Annotated in this window: 10 protein-coding genes and 1 pseudogene; 7 read left to right on the top strand and 4 right to left on the bottom strand. The window is 74.4% G+C overall.

The window, feature by feature from the left end:
- Together Q6969_RS08080 and Q6969_RS08075 are read left to right on the top strand one after the other, a co-directional pair.
- Positions 1–748 (top strand): annotated as a pseudogene (locus Q6969_RS08080) (hypothetical protein); the annotation flags it as partial.
- On the top strand, positions 745–1,857 hold the full coding sequence (locus tag Q6969_RS08075; RefSeq protein ID WP_317229968.1) for a glycosyltransferase family 4 protein: 1,113 nt from the start codon (positions 745–747) through the stop codon (positions 1,855–1,857). The pseudogene Q6969_RS08080 and the gene Q6969_RS08075, both read left to right, overlap by 4 nt.
- A 36-nt stretch (positions 1,858–1,893) precedes the next feature.
- Here the strand turns inward: Q6969_RS08075 and Q6969_RS08070 are convergent, their stop codons facing one another.
- A complete protein-coding gene (locus Q6969_RS08070; RefSeq protein ID WP_396335525.1) occupies positions 1,894–2,724 on the bottom strand; it encodes a decaprenyl-phosphate phosphoribosyltransferase in 831 nt (276 codons plus the stop codon).
- A 246-nt stretch (positions 2,725–2,970) separates the two neighbouring features.
- On the opposite strand from Q6969_RS08070, the gene Q6969_RS08065 reads away from it, so the two are divergent.
- Complete coding sequence (locus Q6969_RS08065; protein WP_317229967.1) at positions 2,971–3,618, top strand: histidine phosphatase family protein; 648 nt, start codon at positions 2,971–2,973, stop codon at positions 3,616–3,618.
- 46 nt (positions 3,619–3,664) lie between these two features.
- Here the strand turns inward: Q6969_RS08065 and Q6969_RS08060 are convergent, their stop codons facing one another.
- The 3 genes from Q6969_RS08060 to Q6969_RS08050 form a co-directional block, all read right to left on the bottom strand.
- On the bottom strand, positions 3,665–4,957 hold the full coding sequence (locus Q6969_RS08060) for an O-antigen ligase family protein (RefSeq protein WP_317229966.1): 1,293 nt from the start codon (positions 4,955–4,957) through the stop codon (positions 3,665–3,667).
- Positions 4,958–5,005: 48 nt separating this feature from the next.
- Positions 5,006–6,442 carry an O-antigen ligase family protein gene (locus Q6969_RS08055; RefSeq protein ID WP_317229965.1) on the bottom strand — a complete coding sequence of 479 codons (1,437 nt, stop codon included), beginning with the start codon at positions 6,440–6,442 and terminating at the stop codon, positions 5,006–5,008.
- A 100-nt stretch (positions 6,443–6,542) separates the two neighbouring features.
- The gene (locus Q6969_RS08050; RefSeq protein WP_317229964.1) at positions 6,543–7,721 is read right to left on the bottom strand and encodes an acyl-CoA dehydrogenase family protein; all 1,179 of its coding nucleotides are present in this window, start codon (positions 7,719–7,721) and stop codon (positions 6,543–6,545) included.
- 164 nt (positions 7,722–7,885) lie between these two features.
- On the opposite strand from Q6969_RS08050, the gene manA reads away from it, so the two are divergent.
- From manA to Q6969_RS08030, 4 genes are all read left to right on the top strand, one after another.
- Complete coding sequence (gene manA, locus Q6969_RS08045) at positions 7,886–9,190, top strand: mannose-6-phosphate isomerase, class I (protein ID WP_317229963.1); 1,305 nt, start codon at positions 7,886–7,888, stop codon at positions 9,188–9,190.
- A 35-nt stretch (positions 9,191–9,225) separates the two neighbouring features.
- Positions 9,226–10,194: a UDP-glucose 4-epimerase GalE gene (gene galE, locus Q6969_RS08040; RefSeq protein ID WP_317229962.1), complete on the top strand. Its 969-nt coding sequence runs from the start codon at positions 9,226–9,228 to the stop codon at positions 10,192–10,194.
- 149 nt (positions 10,195–10,343) lie between these two features.
- Positions 10,344–10,661: a WhiB family transcriptional regulator gene (locus tag Q6969_RS08035; RefSeq protein ID WP_317229961.1), complete on the top strand. Its 318-nt coding sequence runs from the start codon at positions 10,344–10,346 to the stop codon at positions 10,659–10,661.
- Positions 10,662–10,761: 100 nt separating this feature from the next.
- Positions 10,762–11,424 (top strand): glycosyltransferase (locus tag Q6969_RS08030; protein WP_317229960.1); only part of this gene is annotated, 663 nt, incomplete at its 3' end.

Genomic DNA, 11,424 nt, shown 5'->3' with positions numbered 1-11,424 from the left:
CACCGGCGCCGTGGACCCGGCGCTCGTCGCGGCGGAGGGGGCGGCCGTCGAGTCGGGCGGCGGGCCGACGCCCGGGAGCGGAGCCGCGACCGGGATCCGCCGCGCCTACCTCGCCCTCCTCGGCGCCGGGGTGTGCGCGCAGCTGCTGCTGAACGCCGGGCCCGTGGTCATCGCCGCCCTCGACCGCACCGTCGGCACGGCCGGCGCGTTCCAGGCGACCTTCAGCGTCGCGCGGGTCCCCCTGTTCATGCTCGTCCCGCTGCAGGGCCTCATCGTCCCGCCGCTCGTCGCGTACGTGCGGCGCGGGGAGACGGGCGCCCTCATCCGGCGCATGTCGCTCCTCGCCGCCCTGATCGCGGGCGTCGGCGTCGTGGCCGGCGTCGTCGCGGCGCTCGCCGGGCCGTGGGTCATCGAGCTCGTGTTCGGCGCCGGCCGCTCGCTGCCCGCGGTCGACGTCGGGATCCTCGTGCTGGGGGTCTTCGCGCACGTCGGCCTCGTCATCGGCACGCAGGCCCTCATCGCCACCGACCGCCACCGCGACTCCTCGCTCGCCTGGGTGATCGCCCTGGTCGCCGCGGCCGCGGCGACCGCAGCCCTCCAGGCGCCGCTCGGCTGGGCGACGGCGATCGCCGCCGGCTTCGGCGCGGGATCGCTCGTCGGCTGGATCACGGCGCTGCTGCGGCTGCGCGCCGTCGGCACCCGGCAGGCCCGCCTCGCGCGGGCGCACACGAACAAGGAGACCCCGTGACCGACGTCGTCATCGCCCTGACCTACTACGCGCCCTACGTGAGCGGCCTCACCAACGTCGCCCGCGACGTCGCCGAGGGGCTCGTCGCCCGGGGCCACCGCGTCACGGTCGTCACCACACGGCACGACGCCGCCCTCCCGCGGGAGGAGACCATCTCCGGCGTCCGCGTGGTGCGCACGCCCGTCCTGCTGCAGCTCGGCAAGGGCGTCATCAGCCCGTCCTTCATCCCCGCCGTCCTCCGCGAGGCACGGCACGCGGACGTGGTCAACATCCACGCGCCCATGGTCGAGGCCGGCCCCCTCGCGTGGCGCGCGGCGCGGATCACCCGCGTCGTCACCACCTACCACTGCGACGTCGACCTGCCGAGCGGCCTGGTGAACGCCGTCCAGCGCACCGTGATGGACCGCTCGAGCGTCCTCGCGGCCCGCAGCTCCACCCGCGTGGTGGTCACGAGCGACGACTACGCCGACCACTCCCGCATCGCGTCCGCCCTCGTGCGGGGCCGCGCCGTGATCGCCCCGGGCTGCCACGACCGCAGCGGAGGACGCCCCGCGTTCCGGGAGACGGACGGCCTGCACGTCGGCTTCCTCGGGCGCATCGTGGAGGAGAAGGGCATCGAGTACCTCGTCGAGGGCTTCTCCGCGCTCGACCGCCCCGACGCGCGCCTCATCATCGGCGGCGACTTCTCGAAGGTCGCGGGCGGCTCGGTCATCGACCGGGTGAAGGAGCGGATCGCGGGCGACGACCGCATCCGGCTGCTCGGCTTCGTGGCCGACGAGGACGTGCCCGACCTGTACGCGTCGGTGGACGCGTTCGCGCTCACCTCCGTCAACGCTTTCGAGGCGTTCGGCATCGTGCAGGTCGAGGGCATGATCGCGGGCGTCCCCGCGGTCGCGTCCGACCTGCCCGGGGTGCGCCAGCCCGTGCGCACCACCGGCTTCGGCGTCGTGGTGCCGCCCCGGGACTCGGCGGCGATCACCCGCGCGCTCGAGGACATCGCGTCCCGATCGGACGACGTCCCCGCGATGGCGGCGCGGGCGAAGGAGCTGTACGGGGTCGAGACGGCCACGCGCGCCTACGAGGAGCTGTTCGCCGCGCTCGCCCGCTGAGGCGAGGCGCCGGTGCGTCGGCGGCGGGGCGCCGCGTCAGACGACGCCGGGCTGGACGTACAGGCCGATGACCAGGATCACGAGCCAGATGCCGGCGAGCACCTGCAGCATGCGGTCGCCGAGCGCGATCTCCTCGGGCGCCTGGGCGTCCCCGCGGTCGATGTGCTGGCCGTAGCGCAGCACCGCGAGGACGAAGGGCGCCACCGAGATGGACAGCCAGAGGTTCCGCAGGTCGGTGAAGAGCTCGAACGCCCACAGGCTGTAGCCGAGGATGAGGATCGTCGCGGCGGAGTGCCAGATGAAGCCCAGGTACCCGAGCGTGTAGCCCTTCAACGACCCGCGCACGTCGCCCTGGAGGTCGGGGTTGCTGGCGAGCTCGCCGTAGCGCTTGCCCGAGACCATGAGGAGCGAGCCGAAGACGGCGACGAGGAGGAACCACTGGCTGAGGACGACGCCCGTGGCCGCGCCGCCCGCGATGGCCCGGAGCAGGAAGCCGGAGGAGACGACGGCGATGTCGAGGATGGTGATGTGCTTGAGCCAGATGCAGTATGCGATCTGGACGAGCTCGTAGCAGAGCACGACCACGGCCAGCTCGACCCCGCCGAGGAGCGCGACGCCGAGGCCCGCGAGCAGCAGGACGGCCGCGACCGCGATGGCGACGGGCACCGGCACGATGCCGGCCGCGATGGGGCGCGAGCGCTTGCGCGGGTGCGCCCGATCCGCCTCGACGTCGAGGATGTCGTTCAGGAAGTAGATGCCGGACGCCGCGAGGCAGAAGGCGATGAAGGCGAGCACGGCGCGGACCAGGGACGGCTCGAACAGCGCGCCGGCGGCGACCGGGGCGGCGAACACCAGGACGTTCTTCATCCACTGGCGGACGCGCGCGGTGCGGACGACCCCGCCGACGACCGACGTGCTGGTGCCGCCGGGGGTGCGGGGGACGAGATCTGGTTCGCTGATGGTGGTCCTCCTGGTCGGGCGATCAGAGTCACCGTAGCCGGTGGAGGGGCCCGGCGCCGAACCGGCGGGCCGCGGCCGGGACGGGGGCCGCGGCGTCCGCGGACCGGCCGTCGGATAGGGTCGTCGGGTGCAGATCCGACGGAACATCCTCCTGTGACGGCAGCCAGGATCCACCTCGTGCGACACGGCGAGGTCGACAACCCCGACGGCATCCTCTACGGACGGCTGCCCGGCTTCGGGCTCACGGCCCTCGGTCGCCGCATGGCGCAGGCCGCGGCCGAGCGCATCGTCGAGGAGGGCCGCGAGGTGGGCCTCCTCCGGACCTCGCCGCTGCAGCGTGCGCTCGAGTCCACGGCGCCGATGGAGTCGGCGCTGGGCCTGGACCCCGAGCACCGGACGGGACTCCTCGAGGCCTCCAGCCGCCTCGAGGGCGGGCGGTTCGACGTGAGCCTGTCGATCCTCGGCAAGCCCTCCGCCTGGCGCTACCTGGTCAACCCGCTGCGGCCGAGCTGGGGCGAGCCCTTCGCCGAGGTCGCCGCGCGCATGCGGGTCGAGCTGGCCGCCGCGGCGGCGGATGCGCCGGACGGCACGGACGCCGTCCTCGTGAGCCACCAGCTCCCCATCTGGATGACCCACCGCAGCGTCACCGGCAAGCCGCTCTTCCACGACCCGCGGAAGCGCCGCTGCGCCCTGTCGAGCATCACCTCGTTCGAGCCCGCCGCCGGCGGGTTCCGCGAGGTCGGCTACTGGGCCCCCTCGCCCGGGCTCCTGGCCGCGTCCACGGACACCGGCGCGGTCTGACCCCTGCGCTGACCCGTCCGGCTTCCCGGCGGCCGCCGCCCGCGGATCAGCCGGGCCGGTGCTCCTCCGGCAGCCCGTGCCGCCAGCTGCGGCCCTGCGCGGCCTTGACGGCGCAGATCACGAGCAGGACCCAGCCCCACTCCACGAGCGTGGCGCTCTCGGCGAGCGACGAGACGAGCAGCACGACCAGCACGAGCGCGGTCCAGACGTAGCCGACGCCGCGCTTCGTGGTGGCCAGCACCCAGGAGCGCCCGAGCGCGAGGGCGCCGAACGCCGCGAACAGGGCGAGGCCCACGAGGCCGGCCTGGAGGTACAGGTCGAGGTAGGCGTTCCGCCCGCTCTCCTGCGCGCCGCGGCTGACGAGGTCGAGCGCCGTGTAGGGGTACGCGTCCAGGGGCCAGGAGCCGACGAACCCCCACCCCTCGATGGTGTTGAGGTCGATGAGGCGGAGCATCTCCCGCCAGACCGCGACGCGCTGCAGGTAGTCGGGGCGGGCCTGCAGCACCTGGAGCACGGGGGAGCGGAAGGCGACCACCAGGACGGCGACGACGGCGGCGAGCACCAGGACGGCGCTGTTGGCGAGCGGGCGCGCCTGCCGGGCGAGGTGCCGCAGCCCGAGGATCGCGAGGGCCGCCACGGCGAGCACCAGGAACGTGCCGAGGATCACCGACGAGCGCGTGAGGGACGCCACGAGGAGGGCGACGGCGAGCGAGAACACGCCGCGGCCGCGGGAGACGGAGCGCGTGATCAGCTCCACGGCGAAGGTCACGGCGGCGACGAGGGCCACGATCCCGAGCGCGTTGCGCTCGCCGAGGAGGCCCTGGACGGGGCCCAGGCGCTCGAGCGCGCCGCGGATGCCGAGGAACGGGATGGGCCCGTCGATGAGCAGGCCCGCCAGCACCTCGAGGGCGAGGGACGACACGAGGACCAGGCGCAGCACGTCGCCGGCCGCCCGCACGATCTGGATGAGGTCGCGGACCACGCCCACGTAGACGGCGAGGAAGGCGGAGGCGGTCAGGTACAGCACCCCGCCGATCGCGTCCGGCTGGTAGGCCGTCCACAGCAGGGTCGCCGCGCACCAGCCCACGAGGACGAGCAGCGAGATCGGGAGGAGCCCCCGCCACTCCCAGTCGCCCCGCTTGGCCGCGAGCGAGCCGGCGGCCATCGCGACCAGCGCGGTCACGACGGCGGCGAGCCCCGCCCAGCCCATGGTGGCGCGCAGCGCGTGCGCGAGGACCGCCGTCCCGAGGATGCAGTGCGTGAGCGCCGCCGAGAAGCGCGCCGACCCGAGGAGGTCGGGCAGGCGCTCGGGCAGCGGGAGGCGGGCGGGGAGGGTCATGCGCGGGGCGTCGCGGATGGTCGGCGGATCACCGGTCGGCCGCGCGGCTCAGGCGACGCCGGGATCGGCGGTCGCGACGGACGGGGCGGGCGCGGAGCCGGCGGACGACGGCGCCGCAGGCGACGGTGACGACGGCGCCGCGGCCACCGGACGGGCGGGCGCGTCCCGGCGGCGAGAGTCGACCGGTCCGGGGACGTCCTCGCGCGCCACCATGCCGGAGCGGGTGGCGATGGCGATGACGACGAGGAGCAGCCAGTTGCCCTCGTAGAGGAGGCGGCTCTCGGCGAGGCTCTGCACCACCAGCGCGGTCATGAGGAGCAGGGGCGCCAGCGCGAGCGCGGTGTACGGCTCGACGCGGTCCCGCCGGTGCTGCGGGCGGTCGATGGCGGCCCACCAGGAGCGGACGTACGTGGTGACGACGAGGCAGGCGAAGACGAGGAGACCCACCACGCCGAGCTGCATGAGGACGTCGAGGTAGGCGTCGTGCGCCTGGAGGTAGGTGACGCCGCTGCGGACGGCGAGGCCCTCGAAGGGGTGGACCCACGGTGCCCAGTAGCCGATCCAGCCCCAGCCGAGGACGGGGTGCTGCTGCCAGAGGCCGAGGACCGACTCCCAGATCTCGAAGCGTCCCGTGAGGTCCGGCGACCGGCCGAGGAGCTCGAAGACGTCCGCCGTGCGCGTCGCGACCACGCCGGCCGCGACGACCGCGGCGACGACCACGCCGCCGGCCAGCACGAGCCGGCCGCGGAGGCCCACGCGGCGCGCGAGGAGGGCGAGGGCGGCGACGACGCCCGTCATGACGAGCGCGACGAGGACGGTGGAGCTGCCGGTGAGGGCCAGGGTCGCGAGCGCCACGACGATCCACGCGACCGCCCGGCGGCGGGGCAGCGCGCGGGCGGCGAGCTGCAGCGCGACGACGACGAGGGCGAGGAGGGCGACCATGGCGAGGAGGTTCGCGTTGCCCACCACGCCCTGGATGCGGCCTCCGCTCAGCAGCTCCCCGCGCGTCCAGGCGAAGGCCGCCGGCGCATCGGGACCGTAGTCGGTGAAGAAGGGCATGACCGGCTGCCGCACCACGACCGCGACGAGAAGCTCGAACGCGAGCGACAGCCCGAGGATGATGCGGAGCGCCCGCCCGAGCGCCTGCACGATCTCGGCCCACGAGAGCAGGAGGACGAGCGTCACCGCGGCGATGGACGTCGACAGCTGGATGACGACGCCGATCGCCGACTCCGGCCGGTACGCGGACCATGCGATCGAGAGCACCGCGAGCCCGGTGAAGGCGATCAGCGGGACGGGCAGCACGCGCAGGCGCGGGAGCGGCCGCGCGCGCGCGACGAGGGTGACGCTCGTGATCAGGATCGCCAGGGCGATGGCGCCGAACCCCCACCAGCTGAGGCCGTTCCGCCACATGTCACCCGCGAAGGTGGTGACGAGGACGGCGGTCGCGAATCCCCGGAGGGCTCGGCGGCTGGCGGTGGGCATGCCCATCAGGGTATCCGGGTCCGGCCGTGCGTCCCGCCGCCTGAGGGAAGCGGTGCGGGAGGCGCCCCGGTGCCCGGTGCGCCGCCCGTCGCGCTGTCCGTCAGACGAAGGCCGCGTGGCCCGTGATCGCGCGGCCGACGATGAGGGTGTTCATCTCCCGCGTGCCCTCGTAGGAGTAGATGGCCTCCGCGTCGGCGAAGAACCGCGCCACGTCGTAGTCGAGGACGATGCCGTTGCCGCCGAACGCCTCGCGGCACCAGGCGACCGTCTCCCGCATGCGGCTCGTGGCGTAGGCCTTGGCGAGCGCCGAGTGCGAGTCGGTCTGCGTGCCGTCGTCGACCATCTCCGAGGCGCGCGTGACCAGGCCGATCGACGCGGTGATGTTGCCGAGGCTGCGGACGAGCAGGTCCTGGATCAGCTGGTGCGCGCCGAGGGGCTTGCCGAACTGCTGGCGCTCGCCCGTGTACGCGACCGCGGCCTCGTACGCGCCGACCGAGATGCCGATGGCGGCCCACGCCACCTCGGCGCGCGTCAGGCGCAGCACGGTGGCGGTGTCGGCGAAGGAGCGCGCGTTCTGCAGCCGGTTCCGCTCGGGCACGATCACGCCGTCCAGCTCGATGTCGGCGTTCTGCACGATGCGGAGGGCCTGCTTGTCCTCTATGCGGGTGGCGCGGAAGCCGGGGGAGTCGTTGGGCACGAGGAAGCCCTTCACCTGGCCGTCGTCGGCGTCCTTGGCCCAGATGACGGTGACGTCGCTCACGGTGCCATTGCCGATCCAGCGCTTGCTGCCCGTGATGCTCCACTCGTCGCCGCGGCGCGTGGCGACGGTGCGGAGGCCGCGGGCGGAGTCGGACCCGGACAGCGGCTCGGTGAGCCCGAAGGAGCCGAGGATCTCGCCCGACGCGAAGCGCGGCAGCCACTCGGCCCGCTGCTCGGGGGACCCGGCGACGGCGACGCTGCCCATCACCAGGCCGCTCTGCATGCCGACGAGGGTCGCGATGCTCGCGTCGACGCGACCGAGCTCGAGCGCCGCCCAGCCCCGGTACACGGCCGAGTTCTCGAAGGGGCGCGTCTCGGCGAACGGCATCCCGAAGATGCCCCGCTCGGCGAGCCCGCCCACCACGTGCCGGGGGAACTCGGCACGGGCCCACAGGCCGTTGACGTGGGGCCGGACCTCGGCCTCGAGGTAGGCGCGCAGGTCGGCGAGGGACTCCTTCTCCCGGTCGCCGAGCCGGGACTCGTAGCCGTAGAAGTCGCCGATGAGGGGGGTGAGGGACACGATGCTCCGTTGCGGTTCGTCGGCGCCCTCGGGACGGGCGCCTCGCGGCCGAGCCTATGTCGGCGTCGCGGCGGCGCCCCGATCGGTTGGTACTTTGGTCGCGTCCGGACAGGACGCGCCCCCTCGGGCGTTGTAGGTAGCCGCCAAGCCCGACAGGATCATCCGTGTTCACCTCCCTCGCCAACACCCCCCGCGACTACGCCTGGGGGTCCCGCACCGCCATCGCCGACCTCCTCGGCCGCGAGCCGTCCGGCGGTCCGGAGGCGGAGCTCTGGCTCGGGGCGCACGACGGCTCGCCGACGCGCATCGTCGATCCCGCGCAGGCGGGCGGCGCGACGACGCTGTCCGCGTGGATCCAGGCGGACCCCGCGACCACGCTCGGCCCGCTCGCCGAGGGCCTCCGCCCGGGCGACGGCCCCGGCCTGCCCTTCCTCCTCAAGGTGCTCGCCGCGGGCGGCCCGCTCTCGCTGCAGGCGCACCCCGACCTGCACCGGGCCCGCCTCGGCTTCCGCGACGAGGAGGCGCGGGGCGTCCCCGTCGACGCCCCGCAGCGCAACTACAAGGACCCGCTGCACAAGCCGGAGCTCGTGTACGCGCTGAGCGACGAGTTCCACGCGCTCTGCGGGTTCCGTCCGCTCTCGGAGGTGCGGCAGGTGTTCACGCTGCTCCTCACGCTCGACGCCTCCGGCCCCGACTCCGACCCGGCCGTCATCCGCAGCGTCCTGTCGCGCCTGACGGGGTCCGAGGCGGACGTGCTCCGGGACGTGTTCGCCTTCCTCATGGGCGGCGGGTCCGCCGTGCGGCGCCTGGTCGACCGCGTCACCCTGCTGGCGAGCCTCGCCTCCGACCGGCAGTGCCGGGAGTTCCCCACCGAGATGCGCACCGTGCGCGAGCTCGCCGAGGCGTACCCGGGCGATCCGGGCATCGTCACCTCGCTGCTGCTCAACCGCGTGACGCTCCGCCGCGGCGAGGCGCTGTACCTGCCGGCCGGCAACATCCACGCCTACCTGCACGGCCTCGGGATCGAGCTCATGGCCGCGTCCGACAACGTGCTGCGCGGCGGCCTCACGCCCAAGCACGTCGACGTGCCCGAGCTGCTCGACGTGCTCGAGTTCCAGGCGCTGCCCGTGCCGTACCTGGAGCCGGAGCACGCGGCGCCCGGCGTCGAGCTGTACCGCCCCGACGTGCCCGACTTCCTGCTCGCGCGCATCGCCCCGGCCACGCGCGAGGCCTCGGCCGGGGACGCGGGGGCGAGCGTCGTGGCGATCGACGGGCCCGCCATCGTCATCTGCACCGCGGGCGCCGTGTCGATCCGGGGCGAGGCCTCCGCGGTGGACGTCGCCCGCGGCGAGGCCGTGTTCGTCACCCCCGACGAGGGCCGCCTGGTCGTCGTCGGCGACGGGGAGGCGTTCCTCGCGACGACGCCCGCGCCCACCGCCCGGGACGAGGACGACGCCCCCTCCGCGTGACCGGGGCACCGCGGCGCCGTCGATAGGGTTGCCGCATGACATGGTTGGTCACCGGCGGCGCCGGCTACATCGGTTCGCACATCGTCTCGGCGTTCGCGCGCGCGGGGCTCGACACGGTCGTCCTCGACGACCTCTCGAGCGGGCACGAGTCCTTCGTCCCCGAGGGCGTCCCCTTCCACCGCGGATCCGTCCTCGACCGCGAGCTCCTCGCCCGCGTCCTCGGGACGGGTGACATCCGCGGGGTCGTGCACGTCGCGGGCTTCAAGTACGCCGGCGTGTCCGTCCAGCGCCCGCTGCACACGTACGAGCAGAACGTCACGGCCACGGCGGTGCTCCTCGAGGAGATGCAGCGCGCGGGCGTCGACAGCATCGTGTTCTCGTCCTCCGCCGCCGTGTACGGCACGACCGACGTCGACCTCGTCGACGAGAGCACCCCCCGGGCGCCCGAGTCCCCGTACGGGGAGTCGAAGCTCATCGGCGAGTGGCTGCTGCGCGACCAGGGCGTCGCCACGGGCCTCCGGCACGCGTCGCTGCGCTACTTCAACGTCGTCGGATCCGGCGAGGAGGGCTACTTCGACACGAGCCCGCACAACCTGTTCCCGCTCGTCTTCGACGCGCTGCTCGACGGTCGGACGCCCCGCATCTACGGCGGCGACTACGCGACGCCCGACGGCACGTGCGTCCGCGACTACATCCACGTCGTCGACCTCGCGGCCTCGCACGTCGCGGCCGCCCGCCGCCTCGAGGCGGGGGAGCCCGTCGAGCCCGTCTACTGCCTCGGCAGCGGCGAGGGCGCGAGCGTGCGCGAGATCATGACGGCCATCCGCACGGCGACCGGGATCGACTTCGAGCCGGAGCTGCACGACCGCCGCCCCGGCGACCCGGCGCGCATCGTCGCGTCCGGGGAGCTCGCCGCGCGCGACATCGACTGGGCCATGCGCCACACCCTCGACGACATGGTCCAGAGCGCCTGGCGGGCCCGCCAGGCCGGCGCCGGGGCGTAGCGCCGACGGCGAGCGGCGGCGCGTCGCAACCCTCGAGGAGCGGCTGAGGGTTTACGCTCCGCGGCTTGACGAAGGCGAGTTACACCGGTGTAATTATGACGATGAGCTGGGGCCGGCCGGGCGCCCCTGCCGCGTGGGGAGATCGTGACATGGCACTACCTGAGTACCACGCCGGAGTCCCCGACGACTGGTTCGTCGACCCCGTCCGACTCGGGGTCCCGGGCGTCCGCACCGGCGAGGACGGCAACCCGCTCGCGTGGCAGGCGGACTCGCTCTGCGCGCAGACCGACCCCGAGGCGTTCTTCCCCGAGAAGGGCGGATCCACCCGCGACGCCAAGCGGATCTGCGGATCGTGCGAGGTGCGCAGCGAGTGCCTCGAGTACGCGCTGGAGAACGACGAGCGCTTCGGCATCTGGGGTGGCCTCTCCGAGCGCGAGCGCCGCAAGCTCCGCAAGCGCGCCGTCTGAGCGCCCACCGGGCACCCGTCCGCGCCCCGGCGCGGGCTGACCGGCGCGCCGGTCGGCTGCGGCGGATCCGCACCACGCACCACGTAGGGTCTCCTCTGTCATGCAGCCACGAGTAACCGCGATCCTCGTCGCCCACGAGGGCGCGCAGTTCCTCGACCGGACCCTCCAGGCGCTCGCGGCCCAGACGCGGCGTCCCGACCAGGTGGTCGCGGTCGACCTCGGCTCCCGCGACGCGTCGGCGGCGCTGCTCGCCGCCGCCGAGCCGACCCGCATGGTGCAGGCGCCGGCCCGCATGACCTTCGGGCAGGCCGTCGACCAGGCCGTCCGCGTCATCCCGTCGCCCGAGGGCGACCACGAGCTGCTGTGGCTGCTCTCCGCCGACAACGCGCCGGCGCCCGACGCCCTCGAGCGGCTGCTCGCCGCGGTCGAGGCCTCGCCGAGCGTCGCGGTCGCCGGGCCGAAGACCATGGAGTGGGACCACCCCGGGTACATCCACGAGATGGGGACCACGCTGACCACGCTCGGCGCGTCCGTCCCCATCGTCGACGTGGAGCTCGACCAGGCGCAGTACGACGAGATGAGCGACGTCCTCGGCGTCGCCGCGGGCGGCATGCTCGTCCGCCACCGCCTCTGGGACGAGCTCGGCGGCCTCGACGACGCGCTGCCCGCCCTCGACGACGCCCTCGACCTCTGCGTGCGCGCCCGGCTCGCCGGCCACCGCGTCGTCGTCGTGCCGGCCGCGCGCGTCGCCTCCGCGGGCGAC

The sequence above is a fragment of the Clavibacter sp. MX14-G9D genome (genome assembly GCF_032917815.1).
GTDB classification, from domain to species: Bacteria; Actinomycetota; Actinomycetes; order Actinomycetales; family Microbacteriaceae; genus Clavibacter; species Clavibacter michiganensis_K.
The sequence above is the reverse complement of the archived record's forward strand: the minus strand, read 5'-3'. Positions and strand labels throughout refer to the sequence as shown.